This is a genomic window from Streptomyces sp. MS06 (assembly GCF_047200655.1).
GTDB lineage: Bacteria > Actinomycetota > Actinomycetes > Streptomycetales > Streptomycetaceae > Streptomyces.
The window spans coordinates 64,249-80,312 of the sequence record NZ_JBJZOJ010000029.1; the positions used below are offsets into that span (position 1 = coordinate 64,249).

Below are 16,064 nucleotides of genomic sequence, written 5' to 3' on the forward strand. Positions count from 1 at the left end.
ATCTGTCAACGACCGCGTCCGGGGCCCGCTGGGCCGGGCCGTGCAGGCGGGGTCCGCGCGGTGGAGTCAGCCGACGGTCAGGCGGAACGGTCCGGCGAGTACGCCGTAGCCGTCGTCGGCCAGGTAGTAGGCGTCGTAGCTGCCGGCACCGTTCAGCTTGCCGGTGGAGAAGGTGGCCGCGCCGCTCCGGTTCGGGGTGTAGGCCCAGGTGAGCGAGGACTGCGCGCCCGGCTTCACTCCCGCCGGGTAGATGCCGATCCAGTTCTTCGCGCCGACCTGTGCCGTGGACGGCAGCGAGTAGCGGAGGGTGACGTTGCCGCCGTCGCGCACCGCGTCCAGGTCGCCGGTCAGCGTCGGGGACGTCGCGGTGGACGGTGCGAACGCGTCGTTCAGAGGGGTCGCGTAGGTGTCGTTCGCGGTCAGGCCGGGCAGTCCGAGGGCGTCCTCGATGGTGCGGCCGATGCCGTAGTGGTCGTAGTGGCGGGGACTGGTGGTGCCGGCCGGTACGGTGCCCTGCGAGCCGACCGCGACGGTGGCGACGTGGTCGTAGCCCTCGCCCGCGCTCTCGTCCCAGGTGAGCAGGATCAGTGAGCGCTGCCGGGTCCAGGCGGGGGAGGACATGACCGGCGCGAGCGTCTGCCGCAGCCAGCCGTCCTGCGTCCGCAGGCTCTTGGCGCTGCCGTTGCCGGAGGCCTCGCCGTCGTAGTAGTCGTCCGCGGCGATCCAGGAGAAGTTCGGCGTGGTCGCGGCCGACTGCAGGTCGGTGGTGAGCTGCGTGGTGTCGAACAGGTGCGCCGCGCAGCGGGCCGCGTCGCCGCTGATGTCGGTGTAGTTGATGAACGGGGCGTCGTCGGGCTCGTAGTAGCTGTCGGCGCCTCCCTTGCCGGCGTTGCACGGGCTGCCTATGCCCTGCTCGTACGCCTTCCAGGTCTTGCCGACGGCCTCGACGGTGTCGCCGAGGTTGCGCTCGGGGGAGTTGATGTCCGGCCAGTAGGTCGCGCCGTGGGCGTAGGTGTCGCCGCCCGCGACGGCCAGGTAGTTCTCGTCGCTGGGGTGGTAGACCGCGTGGGCGTCCGTCATCGTCGCGCCCTCGGACATCAGGCTGTGGATGAACGGCGTGTCCGCCGGATCGTTCATGATCTCGGAGTAGTCCGTGTTCTCCATCATCACCATGAACACGTGGTCGTAGCCGGGGACCTTAGAGACCGGCGGGGCCGGCGGCGCCGGTGCGGCGACCGGGGTGTCCAGGGTCAGCGACAGATTGTCCAGGTATCCGGTCTCGCTGGAGGTGTCGAGGAACTGCACCTCGACCTGGATGTGCCGGGTGCCGACCGGGACCGTGCCGGTGGCGCTGCGCGCGAGGAACTCGGTGTGCAGACCGCGGTCGGTGGCGGAGACCGTGGGCAGGTCGGCGGTCGCGCCGACGGGGTTTCCGTTCGCGTCCTGGAAGTGCAGGCCGACGGCGACGTACCCGCCGTAGACGGTCCAGCCGCCGAGCCAGCCGGACAGGTCGTAGTGCACGCCGCCGCCGTCGATGGCGGCGGCCGCGGAGGAGACGTCGACCCTCTGACTCATCGAGCCGTCCCCGAAGTCGCCCGGCGCGAAGAAGGCCTTGCCGGGTGTGTCGCCGTCGCCGGGGTGACCGAAGGAGGCGACCGAGTGGCACATCACGTCCAGGCCGCCCGACTGCACGGTCCAGCCGGGCACCGCGGTGGCCGCACTCCAGTCGTCGGTGCAGAAGCCGCCCGCCTCCGCATCGCCGTTGACGATCAGGTTTCCGCTGCTCACCGCCGCCTGGGCGGGGGTCGGGGTGGTGACGATCAGGGTGCCGAGCAGGGCGAGCAAACCGCCCAGGGCGCTCCGGCGCATACGCATGGTGTACCTCGTCCGTCGTGAGGGGTGGTGCCCGTCGGGTGTCACGTGTGGTGCTCACGCGAAGTGCTCAGTCAGTGAGCACGGTTGATGTCATGGACGGGACATAAGTACCGGCCGTCGGCGTCGACGGGAAGAATGAAGGCCAAACTTGACCAGACAAGTTCGGTGAATTTGTGCAGACTTGATGAGACGGTACGCCCCGCTCGATGCGATCGCCCGGCGGACGGGCGTGGGCAACGCCACCCTCTACCGCCACTTCCCGACCCGCGCCGCACTCGTCGACGAGGTCTTCCGGGACGCGCTCACGGAGACCACGGCAGCCGGCGAACGAGCACGAACCGCCCACGACGCATGGACGGGGCCGGCGCAGTACCTGTGAACAGTGTTCACGGGCCCCGCAGACCGCGGCGCCAACGACCTGATGACCACGAACCTCGAAGGCGTCACTTCCCTGGAGGCGATCCACGCCCACAACCGCGAAACGGTCGGCGAGTTGCTCCGGCGCGGACAGGAGCAGGGCGCCATCCGCCCGGACCTCACCACCGAGGACCTGCTCCTCACCCTGGCGGCACTGGGCAGGGCTGTACCCGCGCTCACCGCGGTCGCCCCGAATGCCTGGCTCCGCCCCCTCGCCCTGCTCCTCGACGGCCTTCGCGCCGACCCACCGGCTCCATCGGGCGACCAGGGCGGCGTGGCGAGGGGGTCGGTCGGGTTGACCCCCGCCCGCGGGCGGGGGCGAACCCGAGCAGGACGGTCAGGTGAGCGCGTAGCCCAGGATGCCCTCCTGGTGCTGGCCCTCGCACTGCATGTTGACGGAGTCGAAGTGCTCACCGCTGCCCAGGACGGTGCAGCGCTTGATCGGCCGGGTCGAGACGCCGGAGGGCTTCGTGCGGTAGATCCAGCCCAGGCGGGTCAGATACTTCTGGCCCTCGCAGTTGACGTCCATCGAGGTGAAGGTGTCCTTGCCGACCTGGCACATGTAGAGCGGCCGGGTGCCGGACGCGGGCTTCATGAGGAGCTTGCCGAGGACACCTTCCTTGTTGAACCTCGACGGCACGTTCCAGGTGGTGCTGCGGTGGTCGGTGCCGTCGTTGTAGCGGGTGAGGTCACGGGTCGAGGACGTCACCGCGGGCTCGCCCGAGCAAGTGAGCTCCAGCGCCCATTGCCCGAATCCGCTGGGCAGGTACAGCAGGTGCACGGGGCCGAAGGTGACCCGGCACTGGCCGGACGAGAATCCGTACTGGGCGGCCTGGTGGTACGCGGTGGCGAAGGCGAGCTGGTAGGCGACGTTGTCGGGGCCGGAGCCGAAGCCCTGGACGGTGATCCGTACCGGTCCGACCTGCGTGGCGGTCGCCGCGGCCGGCGTGGCCGCGGCGGCGGTCCCGGATTCCGCGGGCGCGGCGTGCGAGGGCTGGACAGCGGCGAACAGCAGCGCGCCGGTGGCGAGTACGGATGCCGCGGTGCGGCGGAACAAGTTCATCTTTCCCCCAATGCTGGTGTGATCACGATGGTCATGGCGGCGTGGTCAGCGCCGTCCGTGAAGGACCCGCACCCCTCCCCTCGGCGGGATCATCGGGACGTGCGCCGACCACCATGCCGAACCAGCGCCGGGCCGCGAATGGGTTCGTCGCAGCTTTCCGTGTCGGGATCATCACGCCCGCACCTGGTTTGAAAGCCGAGTTGCCGCATCAGCTCAGGTGAACGTGTGCGGGCTCTTTTCGATTTGGTCATTTATCTGAGCTCATCCCCGCGCCGTCGGAGCCGTGGCCGTGCGCACGGCGGAGCCGGTGGCTGCCGGGGTGGCGGCATGCGAGTGCCCTGCCGTCCGAGGGGGCGGCAGGGCACTCGGCTTCGTGTGTGTCGTCAGGCCTGCTTGACGAACCCCGCCCACGCCTCACGCGACACCCGGATGACGAATCCTGATGCGACCTTGGAGTCCCGGACGTGCACCTCCCCCGTGCCGGCCGCGACCTCGACGCACTGACCACCCTCAGCTCCGCTGTAACTGCTCTTGAACCAAGCGAGACCGGGTGCGATGGCTGAGGACTCAGAGCTGTTCATAGTGATCTCAGCAACCTTTCCACGAAGTCGAATGACTCTCGTGATGGGAGAGCCTGCGATCGGATGATCCCATAGCGGGCGGAGGCGAGAGTCGTCTGTTCCGGCTCGGTTTGGAGTGCGCTGGTTCCCTGAACTTCGGTGTAGACGAACCTCATTCCGTCCTTGCGGGTGACTACGGTGAACGCGCCGTCCACGCCGGCGTTGCACTCGCGTTCCGTCGGCATGACCTGTAGCTCGACGTGCTGCTTCTCGCCGATCAGAAGCAGATGTTCCAGTTGACCCCGGTGGACGGCCTTGCCGCCCCACGGGTGCCTCAGTGCCGCTTCCTCGAGCACGAAGCTCAGCAGTGGTGCGGGCCACCGGCTGAAGATGTCCTGCCGGGCCATGCGGGCCACCACGCGCTGTTCGACGGTCTCCTGGTCCAGCACCGGACGGCGCATGCCCAGCACCGCCCTCATGTACTCCTCAGTCTGGAGCAGGCCGTTGAGTACGTGGGTGTCGTACGCCAGCAGTTCAACGGCCTCCTTCTCCAGCTTCGCCATCCCCTGGAAGAACACCGGGTACTGGGCCCGCTCCACCTGCTCCTTCCACACCGTCAGCAGCCCGCCCGCGTCCAGGGCCTCGTCCGCCCGCTCGATGGTCCGGGGGGACGGGATCCGCCGCCCCTGCTCGTACGACGCGATCGTGGACGCCGAGTAGCCGATGCGCCGCCCGAACTCCTCACGTTCCAGGCCCGCCCGCACCCGCAGTGTCTTGAGGGTCTGCCCGAACGCGACGATCACGGCCTGACCGGAGGTGTCCGCCGTGGCCTGCCCCGAATCCTCCGCCCCCACGACCTCCGTCCCCACGACCTCCGTCCCCACGACCTCCGCCCCTCCGTCCGTCTCCCCGGTCACCGCCATCGCCCTCGCCTCCCTGCCCCAACGCCGTCCCGGCGGACTCGTCACGCCGCGCAACTCGTACCCGTGCCACCGCGCCGCGTACATCGGATCGCGTCGGTGCGTCACCACTGGTCACGCTACGCGACCGGCGGCATCGTCGTCGGCATGACGAGTCAACTCCCCGGCCCCACCGGCATCTCCCGTCCCGCCGGCGCCGGCGCCCCTCCGGGCCACACCTTCGAGATGCGGTTCACCTCCACCCCGCGCGGTGCCCGCCTCGCCCGCCGAATGGCCTCGCACCGGTTGAACACCTGGGGCGTCCCGTACGGCACCGCTCCGCACGAGGAGATCGTGCTGATGGTCGGCGAGCTGACCGCCAACGCCGTACGGTACGGCCACGTCCCCGGCCGCGACTTCCACCTGCGTCTGCACGCGCTCGCGTCCTCCCGCACGGTCAGGATCGAGGTCACCGACACCCGTACCGAGCGCGTGCCACCGGACCCGTCCGCACTGCGTCCCCCCGGCGCCGAGGACTCCGGCGGCCGGGGACTGCTCCTCGTCGCGGCGCTCGCCACCCGCTGGGGCGGGTATCCGCGGTCCGGAGGCCCCGGCAAGACGGTGTGGGCCGAGTGGGCCTTCGGTACGCCCGCGTGAACGGGTGCCGCGTGCCGCCCCGGTCCCCCCGGACAACCCCGACGGGGGCGGTCCGAGGGGTTTCCCCAATGCTGGGCGACGTCGGCCGGGGCGAGAGTGGAGGCGTTCGAGAGCCGGGCGTCCGGCTCCGTCGGTCGGGCGTTGGGAGTGGGTTCTCGTGCTCACCTTTTCTCTGGGGGACGTGGTGCGCTCCGTGCTCACCGCGCTGGACGAAGAAGACTGGCAGGTCGAGGAGGACGGCGTCTGGTGCCGGGTGACTCCTCCGAAGCACGAGTCCCGGGTACAGGGGTGGAAGCTGCACCTCTCGGCGACCCGCCTGTCCGCGCCGGAGGTGGTGCACCGGGCCGCCGGGGTACTGGTCCGAGCCGGGTGCGCCTTCAAGACGGCCCGGGACCTGCGGACCGTCGAGGAGATGACCTCCGGCAACTACGACCGCGCCCAGTGCGGCAAGATCATCACCGTGTACCCGCGGGACGACGACCAACTGCGGGAACTCGCCGCACGGTTGGACGACGCGACCGCCGGACTGCCCGGCCCGGCCGTTCTCTCCGACCGCCCCTACCGCAAGGGCGGCCTGGTCCACTACCGCTACGGCGGCTTCAGCGGCGTACGGGTGCTGGGCAACGACGGCTCCTTCGACGTGCGCCTGCAGGCCCCGGACGGCACGCTGGTGGACGACCAGCGCAAGGCCTGGTTCAGCCCGCCGCCCTGGGCGGAGCTTCCGTTCCCCGGCGACCCGGGCCGTCCCGCCGCCGCGCAGAGCGCCAAGCCGGTGCTGCTGGCGGACCGGTTCGTCGTACGGGAGGCGATCCGGCACTCCGCCCGCGGCGGGGTGTACCGGGCGCTCGACCAGCGCACCGGCGCCGAGGTCATCGTCAAGCAGGCCCGCGCGCACGTGGCGGTGAACGTGACCGGCGAGGACGCCCGGGCCAGCCTGCGCCGGGAGGCGGCCAACCTCACCCCGCTCACCGGGGTCGGCGCCGAGCCCGTGCACTCCTTCGAGCAGGACGGCCACGCCTTCCTGGTGCAGAGCCTGGTGCCCGGGCAGACGCTCGCCTCCTGGGTCGCCGAACGGCGGGCCGACGCCGCGTTCGTGCCCGTCCCGCAGGCGCTGGCGCTGGCGGAGAAGCTGCGGTCCCTGCTCGACGAGGTGCACCGGCGCGGCATCGTCTACCAGGACTTCACACCGAACAACATCATGGTCACGCCCGAGGGCCGGCTGGTGCTGATCGACGCGGAGTGGGCCACCACCCCCGGCACCCGCACCCTGCGCGTCTACACCCCCGGCTTCGGCGCGCCCGAGCAGATCGCGGAGCCGCGGACCGGGCCCGCACACGGCACGGAGGTCGACCGCTACGCCCTCGGCGCCGTGCTGTTCTTCCTGGCCACCGGGATACCGCCGTCCTTCGCGCCGGACGACCCGCAGTTGCCGGACCCCGTCCCCGGCGGCCGCCCGGCCGGGGAGCGCATCGCCCTGGTGCTCTCCCTGGTCGGCGAGGAGCGCCCGGCCGCCCGGCTGCTCGCCCCGGCGATCCTCGGCCTGATGGCCGAACAGCCCGCGGACCGCTGGACGCTGACCCGTCTGGCCGGGTTCCTCGCGGACGCGGCCGCCGGGACACCCGGGGAGCCCGCGGCACCCAGGGCGGCCGGGACACCCGGGGCCGCGGAAACGGCCGCCGGTACGGAGGCGGGGGCTGCCGCGGACGGTTCCGGAGAAGCGGCCCGGACGGAGACCGCGCCGGTCCCGGCCTGGCTCCTCGGCGGTCGCCCCGACCGCCCCACCGCATGCCGGGAGATCCGCGCCGGACTGGTCGACGACGGCCTCACCTACCTGCTGGGCGACATGGCCGACCCCGAGAGCCCCGCCACCCGGCGCCTGTGGTCCGGCAGCGCCTTCGGGGACGGCACCGACCCGTGCAACGTGCAGTACGGCGCGGCCGGCGTGCTCGGCACGCTGGTGCGGGCCGACCGGGCCCTGGACCGTCCGGAGCTGCGGGACGCCGTCCGGTGCGTCGCGGACTGGATCGACCGTCGCCGTACGGCCGTGCCGCGACTGCTGCCCGGCCTCTACTTCGGCCGCGCCGGCACCGCCTGGGCGCTCCACGACACCGCCCGGCACCTCGGCGACGACACGCTCGCCGCGCACGCCTGCGACCTCGCGCTCTCGCTCCCGGTGGTGTGGCCCAACCCGGACATCTGCCACGGAGCCGCGGGTTCCGGGCTCGCCCACCTGAAGTTCTGGCAGGCCACCGGGCGGCAGGAGTTCCTGGACCGGGTCGCCGAGTGCGCCGAGGCCCTGGTCGGGGCCGCCGACCGCACCGCGGACCGGGTGATCTGGCAGGTGCCCCCGGACTTCGACTCCAAGCTGGCGGGCATCCGGCACCTCGGGTTCGCGCACGGCGTCGCCGGGATCGGCGCGTTCCTGCTGGCCGCGGCCGACGCGACCGGGCAGCAGGCGGCCCTGGACCTCGCGGTGGCGGCCGGCGACACCCTGGCGGCCGAGGCGGAACGCGGTCCGGTCGGCACCCGCTGGCGCTCCGACGTGGAGGAGAAGCCGGGAACCGGGCTGATCCACCACTGGTGCAGCGGCTCCTCCGGCGTCGGCACCTTCCTGCTGCGGCTGTGGCAGGCCACCGGCGAGGAACGCCACCTCGTGCTCGCACAGGAGGCGGCCCAGGCGGTCCGCGCCGCCGCCTGGACCTCCCCGACCGCCGTCTGCCACGGCCTCGCCGGGGACGGCGAGTTCCTGCTGGACCTCGCCGAGGCCCGACCGGACGGCCCCTACCGCGCCTGGTCCGAGGACCTGGCCACCGTGCTCTACGCACGGCACGCGGTCCTGGGCGGCCTCCGCATCGTCCCGGACGAGAGCTCCACCGCCTTCACCGCCGGCTACCAGACCGGAACGGCCGGCGTCATCAGCTTCCTCCTGCGGCTCGACCACGGCGGACCCCGCCCCTGGATGGCGGACCGCCCCTGACCGCGGAGGGAAAACCCGTCCGCGCGCCCGTACGGCACGCGGCCGCCCTGTAGTGCACCCACCCCGAGAGGAGAAACCGATGGAACGCGACCTCGACGCCCTGCAGGCGCTGCCCGGTGGACAGGACACCACCGAGATGCAGTGCACCTGGACCTGCTCCGACAACACCTGCCGGGACACCTGCCTGCTGACCGGCTGGTGACCCCGAGCACCGCACCGAAGCACACCTAGACCCACCACAACCACCACACAGAGAGGAGGCACGCGATGGAACGCGACCTCGACGCCCTCCAGGTGCTGCCGTCCGACAGCGACACCACGTCGCTGCTGAACACGGACACCTGCGGCGGTCCCACCTGCGGCACCGGCAACACCTGCGGAGAGTCCTGCACGGTCTCCAACTAGCGGGAACGGGAGGGGTGCCGGGCCAGTACCGGCACCCCTCCCGCGTACCCGGGGGACGTCCGTGCGGCGGAGGGGAAGAGAGACGATGTCGTGACGAGGAAAGAACCGGGGCCGGGGAGCGGCCTCCGCCCGCCGGGTGCGGGCCGACTGCTGACCGGGGCCGTACGGCACACCGGCGGACGGCTGTCCCTGCTGGTCGCCCTGATGCTGCTGCGTACCGCCGCCGCGCTCGCCCTGCCCACCCTGCTGGCCGCCGCGGTGAACGCGGTCCTGCACGGCCGCAGCGGCGCCGGCCCGGCACTGACCTGGGGAGCGGTGATGGCGGGCGCCGCCGTCTGCGACACACTGATGGCGCCGCTCGCCACATCCTGCGCCGCGTACGGGACGCGCTGGCTCCAACTGCGCACGGTGGGCCATCTGCTCGGCCTGGGCGGGCGCTCGCCGGTGCCGGCCGGCGAGGCCGTCACCCAGGTCACCCAGGCCGCCCAACAGGCCGGGGCGCTGCCCGTCGCGGTGGCCGACTGGGGGGTGACGGTGGCCGGTTCGGCAGCCGCGGTCGCCTCGCTGTGGTGGCTGGACTGGCGCTGCGGGCTCGCGTTCCTGCTCGCCGTCCCCCTGACGGTGCTGATCGCCCGGCGCTTCGTGGGACGGGTGACGCGGGTCCAGGGCCGATACCTGGCCGCCCAGTCACGGATCGCCGACCGGCTGCTGGCCGCGCTCCGCGGGGCCCGGACCATCCGGGCGTCCGGGACGCTGGACCGCGAGACGGACCGGGTGCTCGTGCCGCTGCGGGAGGTGTCCGACGCCGGGTACTCGATGTGGCGGCTGCAGAAGGGCACCGTGTGGCAGTTCGGCCTGCTGCTGTCGCTGACCGAGGCACTGGTGCTCGGGGTGGCGGGCCTCGGCGTCGTGGACGGGCGGCTCTCGCCCGGCGCGTTGGTGGCGGTCGCCGGCTACCTGCAGCTCGCCTTCCCCGCGGTGCAGCAGATCGACGTGTTCTTCACCCTCGCCCAGGCGCGCGCCGCCGCCGGGCGTCTCGCCGGGACCTTCGCACACGCGGGCGTCCGGTACGGGACAGAGGCCCCCGGGCCGGGGGAGGGCGCGGTGTCCCTCCGCGGGGTCACCGTCCGGGCGGCCCGGTCGCCCGGCCCCGAGCGGTCGGCGACAGCGCCGGGCACCGAGCGCCCACCAGCGGCGGCTGCCGAGCAGCCCGAGGGGGCGGCGGTGCTGGACCGGATCGACCTGGACATCCCGGCCGGTGCCTGCGTGGCGCTCGTCGGCCGCACGGCCTCGGGCAAGAGCGTGCTCGCCGGGCTCCCCGGCCGGCTCGCCGACCCGGACGAGGGCGAGGTGCTGCTCGACGGCCGCCCCGTACGGGAGTTGGCGCAGGACCCGCTGCGGGCCGCGGTCACGTACGCCTTCGAGCGGCCCGCGCTGCTCGGCGGCACCGTGCGCGAGGCCATCGGCTACGGGCGGCCCGGGCTGTCCCACGCCGTCGTGCAGGAAGCCGCGCGGGCCGCCGCGGCGGACGGCTTCATCCGCAGGCTGCCCGAGGGCTACGACACCCCGCTGGAGCGGGTGCCCCTGTCGGGCGGCGAACGCCAGCGGCTCGGCCTGGCCCGAACCCTGGCCCGAGCGGCCCGCGTCTACGTGCTGGACGACGCCACCTCGGGCCTGGACACCGTCACCGAGTCGGAGGTCAGCGCGGCGGTCACCGGCGCGCTCGCCGGGCGCACCAGGATCGTGGTGGCCCATCGGGTGGCCACCGCCGCCCGGTGCGACCAGGTGGTGTGGCTGGACGGCGGCCGCGTCCGGGCCCGCGGTACGCACGCCGAGTTGTGGCGGGATCCGGCCTACCGGGCGGTCTTCGCCGCGGACGGCATCGCGGACGGCGCCGCGGACGGCATCGCGGACGGCGTCCGAAGGGCCGAGAACGCCGTGGGCGACGCCGTGAACGACGCCGTGAACGGCGGCATGAACGGCGCCGTGCGCGACGCCGTGAACGAAGACACGGGTGACGACGTGGGCAGGGAGGCGGCGGCATGCCGGACATCGTGAAGGGCGACCCGGGGCTGCGGCTCCTGCAGGAGGTGTCGGCCGGTTCCCGGCGGTCGCTCGTCCGGGCGCTGGGCTGGTCGGCCGTCCAGGCGGCCCCCGCGCTGGCCTCCGGCCGCATCCTGGCGGCGGCCCTCGACCGGGGCTTCCTGGCCGGCCGGCCGGCCGTCGGCATCTGCTGGCTGATCGGGATCGCCGCACTCTACGGCGCGCGCGCGGCGGCCCAGCGGGCGGTGTTCGACCCGCTGGCCGCGATCGTCGAACCGATACGGGACGAACTGGTACGCCGGGTGGTACGCGGGGCGCTGCGCCGGGCCGTGTACGAGGGACTGCCCGGCGCCGGCCCCGACGCCGCCGGGGTGACCAGGCTGAGCAGCCAGGTGGACGCGGTGCGCGGCACCGTCTCCGCGCTGCTGCGCACGGCACTGCCGCTCGCGGTGAACCTGCTGGCCGCGCTGATCGGACTGGCCTCCCTCGACCTGCGGATCGCGGTCATGGTCGCCGTTCCGCTGCTGGTGGCCGTGGCGGTCTTCGTCCCGGCGATGCGCACCCTCACCCGGCGCCGCGCCGCCTACCTGCTCGCCGAGGAGCGGGTCGCCGCGGCCACCGGTTCGGTGGTCGGGGCGGCGCGCGACGTGGCCGCCCTCGGAGCCGGCCGCGAGGCACAAGCCGAGGTGCACCGGGCGGCCGACGCATCGGTTCGCGCCGCCACCACCGTGGCCTGGGCGAACGCGCTCCGCGTCCCGGTGATCCTGCTCGGCGGCCAGCTCCCGGTACTCGGCCTGCTGCTCGCCGGGCCGTCCCTGGTGCGCCAGGGGACACTGTCGCCGGGCGCGGTGATCGGCGCGGTCAGCTATGTCACCGCGTACCTGATCCCGGCCCTCCAGCACATGACCGGCGCGGTGGCCGGCTACTGGAGCCAGCTCCGGGTGCTGGCCGCCCGGTTGGCGGCCACCTCCGCCCGCCCCGGAACAGCCGGGCCGGCCGGGGGAACCGCCCGCCCCTCCGACGCGGAACTCACCGTGCGCGGCCTCACCTTCGCCTACGGTCCGCACTCCGCACCCGTCCTGCGCGACGTGACCTTCACCCTGCCCGGGGGCGGCCACCTCGCCCTGGTCGGACCCAGCGGTGTGGGCAAGTCGACGCTCGCCGGACTGCTGGCCGGGATCGGGCAGCCGGACGCGGGGCGGATCGCCCTCGGTGCGCGGGCGATGGCCGAGCTGCCCGAGGCCGAGCGCGCGGCTCTGGTCGCCCTGGTGCCCCAGGAGGCCTACGTCTTCCCCGGCACCCTCCGGGAGAACGTGGCCTACCTGGCGCCGGACGCCCGCGACGAGGCGCTGGACCGGGCGGCGGCCGCGGTCGGCCTGGGCCCGCTGGTGGCCCGGCTCGGCGGATATGACACCGAACTCACCGACCCGACCGGCACGTTGTCCAGCGGTGAGCGCCAACTGATCGCACTGGCCCGGGTGTACGCCTCGCCCGCCCGGCTGGTGATCCTGGACGAGGCCACCTGCCACCTGGATCCCGCCGCCGAAGCCGCCGTGGAGGCGGCCTTCGCCCGCCGCCCGGGCACTCTGATCGTGGTCGCCCACCGGCTGAGCAGCGCGGCCCGGGCCGGCCGGGTGCTCATCCTGGACGCGGAGGGACACGCGTTCGGCAGCCACACCGAGCTGCTCGCCACCCACCCGGGGTACGCCGCCCTCGTCGGCCACTGGGACGCCCCCCTCCCGGCTCCGGCCCTCTGAGCGGGCGTCAGGCGCGGACGGCCGCGGCCGGAGGGGAGCGCGCGTGTTCCGGTCCTCCGGAAGACGCGCGCGCGGTGCGTCCGCGCCGGCGCCGGGACGAGGACCGGAACCCTGCGCCCCGGGAGCGCCGCCGGAACCCGGCGCTCCCGGGGCGCGACCCGTGCCCGTCCGGCGGCGGGGCGAGGACGCGGGGACGGCAGCGGGGGCCGGCGCGAGCCGGGCGCCCGAGGGGGAGCGGCCCGGTGGGGCCCGGGCGCGCCGGAGCGGGGCCGGCCCGAGACGCGGCGCCGGCCCCGCCCCAGCGGGCGCAGTCACACCCGAGCGGGCCGAGCGGTGGCGAAGGCGGCCACCAGGGATGCCCGCGAACGAGCGCCCGTCTTGCGGAAGATCCTGGTCAGATGCGCCTCGACGGTCTTGACGGAGACGAACAGCTCACCGGCCACCTCCTTGTTGGACATTCCCCGGCAGACCATGTCGAGGATCTGCTCCTCCCGCGCCGACAGCACCTCCCCGACCGGACTCCGGGGACCGTCCGGCGCGGACGTCCGACGCGGCCGGCAGGCCCCGATCCTGCGCTGCGTGTCCACGGCGAGGCCGTGCAGCCAGCGGGCGCCCATGCGCTCGGCCGACTCCTTCGCCCGGCCCGCCTCGGCGGCGGCGTCCTCCAGCCGGCCCGCCGCCACCCACCGCCGGGCCAGTTCGAGGCGGAGCCGGCACTCCAGGGCGGCCAGGCCGGCCCCGGCCGACAGCTCCGCCGCGGCGGAGAGCAGCCCTGCGGCGGCCTCGTCCGGCATGTGCCGGGCCCGGGCGCGCAGCACCTCGGCCCGTGCCCCCGCCGTCCGGCAGGCGGCCGCCGCGTCGGCGGCCAGCGCCGAGTACTCCCGGGCGGCGGCGGCCCGGCCGGTCTCCGACGCGGCCGCGGCCGCCGCCGACCACCACAGCACCCGTGTTCCGGCCGCCGGCGGCCGCTCCCCGCTCCGGGCAGCCGGCAGCACCGACTCGAGACACTCCTCGGGGCGCCCCTGCGCCAGACGGATCCACCCCAGTACACCGGCCGCCGTCTCCCGCAGCGCCCCGGGGCCCGGGTGCTGCCGCAGAACCCGGTCGGCGAGCGCGGCGGCGTCGTCCGGGCCGTCGCACCACAAGGTGATCCAGGCGCGCAGCAACCGCGCCCAGCCGGCACGCCCGGCGTCGCCGAGCACATCGGCGGTCTCCTCCGCCTCGTGGCTGTCGCGCAGCGCGGCGGACAGCCCGCCTAGCGCGGCATGCCCGAAGCCCCGGCCGAGCAGCAGCGGGGGCAGTGCGGCGACGCGACCCGTGCGCCGTGCGATTCCCAGTGCGCGGGTGAACAGCCGCAGCGCGTCCGGGTACCGCTCCTCCAGGTTGAGGGCCCAGCCCAGGCGGGCGACGGCGTCGAGCCTGCCGGCCAGCGCGGAGTCGCTCAGCGCGTCGGCCGTCCGTACGGCCTCCGCGGTCCCGGGAGCACCGGCGGCGCTCGCCCGGCCGGGCCCCGGGAAGGGCCGGTCGCCGGGGTGCGTCGGAGCGTCCGGGGCGGCGCAACCCCCGGGATCCGGGGGTTCCGGCGTCTCGCCGGTCGTCGCCGCGGCCAGGGCGAGGGTGGCCGCGGCGTCCATGTGCAGCACGTCGGGCGTGCCGGGGGAGTGCCGCAGCGTCCGGTACACCTGGTCGAGGACGGTCGACAGGTCCCCCTCGGCCGCGGCCATCGCGGCCCTCCGCATCCGCAGGAGACGCTGGCCGTGGTCGCCGTGGTCGCCGTGGTCGCCGTGGTCGCCGTGGTCGCCGTTGCGCCGGGTCGGGGCCAGCTCGGCGTCCACCAGGTTCCGCGCGGAGCGGCGGCGCCCCAGGCCGAAGTCGAGCCGGGCGTGCAGGTCCACGATCAGGGCCCGGTCGAGGAGTCCCCCGGAACGGGGCACGGACGTGGCGCCGTGCTCCGCGGCCTCCAGCAGGCGGGGCAGCAGGCGCCGGCACTCGTCGTACTGCCCGGTGCGCTCGGCCGCGTGGTGGAGCAGCGCCGCCGTGCGGAACTGCTCGCCGGGCCCGGCGCGGCCGGGGGCCGCGTCGCCGGGGCCTTCGAGGTCCTCGGGGCTTTCGGGGCCGTGGGCGCCTCCGGGGCTCGGGGAGCCCCCGGAGGCCTCTGCGGAGCCTTCGGGGTCCTCGGAGAGCTCGTGGTCCCCGGAGAGCTCGGGGTCCTCGGGGTCCTCGGGGTCCTCGGGGTCCTCGGGCAGGATGTGCAGGGCGGCCCGCAGCCAGGACGCCGCCGTGGCCGGCCGCGTGTCCAGCACGTCCTGCGCCGCGCGGGCCAGCAGGCCCGCCGTCCGCCGGTCGCCCTGCTCGGCCGACCGAGCCAGGTGGGGTGCGCGCTGCACGAGGGGTGCGCCGATCCGGCCCAGCACCTCCGCGGCTCTCGCGTGCGCGCTGATGCGCCGCCCCGGAGGTGTACCGGAGTACAGCAGCGTGCGCAGCAGCGGGTGGCGGAAGCGGAACAGCGGCGCCCCGCCCTCGACCGCGCGGACCAGATCGCACGCCACGAGTTCGTCGAGCACGGCCAGCACCGCCGGTGTCCCGCGGCCGGTGAGGGCGGCCAGCAGAGAGGGGGCGAACGGATCGCCGAGCACCGCGGCGCAGCGGGCCACCTCGACCTGCTCCGGTGCCAGCGCGGCGAGTTCGCGCAGCGGGGGGCAGTGGGCGGGCAGGGCGATCATGCCCGGCGGCGCGTCGCCGGTCGCCCACTCCCGCAACTCCCGCGACGTCAGGGAGTCCAGCAGGCCGAGCCAGCCGGGAACGCCGCCGCTCAGCTCGTACAGCAGGGCCTCACGCATCGGTCCCGTGCCGGGCGGGAGCCGGGCGGCGAAGGCCTCCCGGGTCAGCGGCCCGACCGGGATCCGGCGGGTCCGGAACGCTTCGTGCGCCCCGGCGAGGCAGGACATCAGCCAGGCCGGCGGCTGGCCGTCCGACGCCGTGTACGTGATCACCGTCGGCGCGGACGGGCGCGCGGCCAGCAGCCTTCGCAACGGCTGCGCCGTCTGCGGTCCGGCCCGGTCCAGATCGTCGAGGCAGCGCACCACGCCGCGGCCCGGCGGGGCCGCCTGCAGTCCGTCCGCGACGAGCAGCCCGCGACGGCGCGCGTGGGCGGCGAGTTCACCGAGCCAGCGGGTCCTGCCGCTGCCGGGTTCACCGACGACGTCCACCAGCAGGGACGCACCGTCCAGGCAGGCGCCGACCACCTCCTCGACCGTCACCGGGGCGGGCATGGCTGTACGTCTCATCTGGGACAACGTGATCCTCTCGGGGTGCGGCCCGCTCCCCGGCGGCACCGCCGCCGGTTCAGGCGGGGCGTGGCCGGAGGCGGGCGCGGCGGCACCGCCCCGGAACGGGCCGCCGCCGTCGTGC

11 protein-coding genes and 1 pseudogene are annotated in these 16,064 nt (G+C 74.5%); 7 read left to right on the plus strand and 5 right to left on the minus strand.

All coding sequences use genetic code 11. The features are described 5' to 3' along the window. Positions 1–66: 66 nt before the first annotated feature. Positions 67–1,869 (minus strand): alkaline phosphatase family protein, encoded by a 1,803-nt coding sequence (locus ACL02U_RS17695; protein WP_412791810.1) that lies wholly within the window; start codon positions 1,867–1,869, stop codon positions 67–69. Between the two features lie 190 nt (positions 1,870–2,059). On the opposite strand from ACL02U_RS17695, the pseudogene ACL02U_RS17700 reads away from it, so the two are divergent. Then, positions 2,060–2,548: pseudogene (locus ACL02U_RS17700) on the plus strand (TetR/AcrR family transcriptional regulator); the annotation flags it as partial. A gap of 81 nt (positions 2,549–2,629) precedes the next feature. Here ACL02U_RS17700 and ACL02U_RS17705 read toward each other — a convergent pair. The 3 genes from ACL02U_RS17705 to ACL02U_RS17715 all read right to left on the minus strand — a co-directional run bounded on the left by ACL02U_RS17705 (position 2,630) and on the right by ACL02U_RS17715 (position 4,838). Beyond that, positions 2,630–3,355 (minus strand): hypothetical protein, encoded by a 726-nt coding sequence (locus tag ACL02U_RS17705; protein WP_412791829.1) that lies wholly within the window; start codon positions 3,353–3,355, stop codon positions 2,630–2,632. Between the two features lie 383 nt (positions 3,356–3,738). Continuing rightward, positions 3,739–3,936 (minus strand): DUF397 domain-containing protein, encoded by a 198-nt coding sequence (locus tag ACL02U_RS17710; protein WP_412791811.1) that lies wholly within the window; start codon positions 3,934–3,936, stop codon positions 3,739–3,741. Next, positions 3,933–4,838 carry a helix-turn-helix domain-containing protein gene (locus tag ACL02U_RS17715; protein ID WP_412791812.1) on the minus strand — a complete coding sequence of 302 codons (906 nt, stop codon included), beginning with the start codon at positions 4,836–4,838 and terminating at the stop codon, positions 3,933–3,935. The genes ACL02U_RS17710 and ACL02U_RS17715 overlap by 4 nt, the downstream gene beginning before the upstream one ends. Before the next feature lie 144 nt (positions 4,839–4,982). On the opposite strand from ACL02U_RS17715, the gene ACL02U_RS17720 reads away from it, so the two are divergent. The 6 genes from ACL02U_RS17720 (at position 4,983) to ACL02U_RS17745 (ending at position 12,653) form a co-directional block, all read left to right on the plus strand. Further along, complete coding sequence (locus tag ACL02U_RS17720) at positions 4,983–5,471, plus strand: ATP-binding protein (protein WP_412791813.1); 489 nt, start codon at positions 4,983–4,985, stop codon at positions 5,469–5,471. Between the two features lie 157 nt (positions 5,472–5,628). Next, positions 5,629–8,448, plus strand: coding sequence for a class IV lanthionine synthetase LanL (gene lanL / locus ACL02U_RS17725; protein WP_412791814.1), 2,820 nt, complete (start codon positions 5,629–5,631; stop codon positions 8,446–8,448). A gap of 79 nt (positions 8,449–8,527) precedes the next feature. Continuing rightward, a complete protein-coding gene (locus ACL02U_RS17730) occupies positions 8,528–8,650 on the plus strand; it encodes an ALQxL family class IV lanthipeptide (RefSeq protein ID WP_412791815.1) in 123 nt (40 codons plus the stop codon). A gap of 65 nt (positions 8,651–8,715) precedes the next feature. After that, a complete protein-coding gene (locus ACL02U_RS17735; RefSeq protein ID WP_412791816.1) occupies positions 8,716–8,853 on the plus strand; it encodes an ALQxL family class IV lanthipeptide in 138 nt (45 codons plus the stop codon). A gap of 90 nt (positions 8,854–8,943) precedes the next feature. Beyond that, positions 8,944–10,911 (plus strand): ABC transporter ATP-binding protein, encoded by a 1,968-nt coding sequence (locus tag ACL02U_RS17740; protein WP_412791817.1) that lies wholly within the window; start codon positions 8,944–8,946, stop codon positions 10,909–10,911. Then, positions 10,896–12,653, plus strand: a complete 1,758-nt coding sequence (locus tag ACL02U_RS17745; RefSeq protein WP_412791818.1) for an ABC transporter ATP-binding protein — start codon at positions 10,896–10,898, stop codon at positions 12,651–12,653. Before ACL02U_RS17740 ends, ACL02U_RS17745 begins: the two co-directional genes overlap by 16 nt. 311 nt (positions 12,654–12,964) lie before the next feature. On the opposite strand, the gene ACL02U_RS17750 is transcribed toward ACL02U_RS17745, so the two are convergent. Continuing rightward, a complete protein-coding gene (locus tag ACL02U_RS17750; RefSeq protein ID WP_412791819.1) occupies positions 12,965–15,940 on the minus strand; it encodes a LuxR C-terminal-related transcriptional regulator in 2,976 nt (991 codons plus the stop codon). Positions 15,941–16,064: the final 124 nt, after the last annotated feature.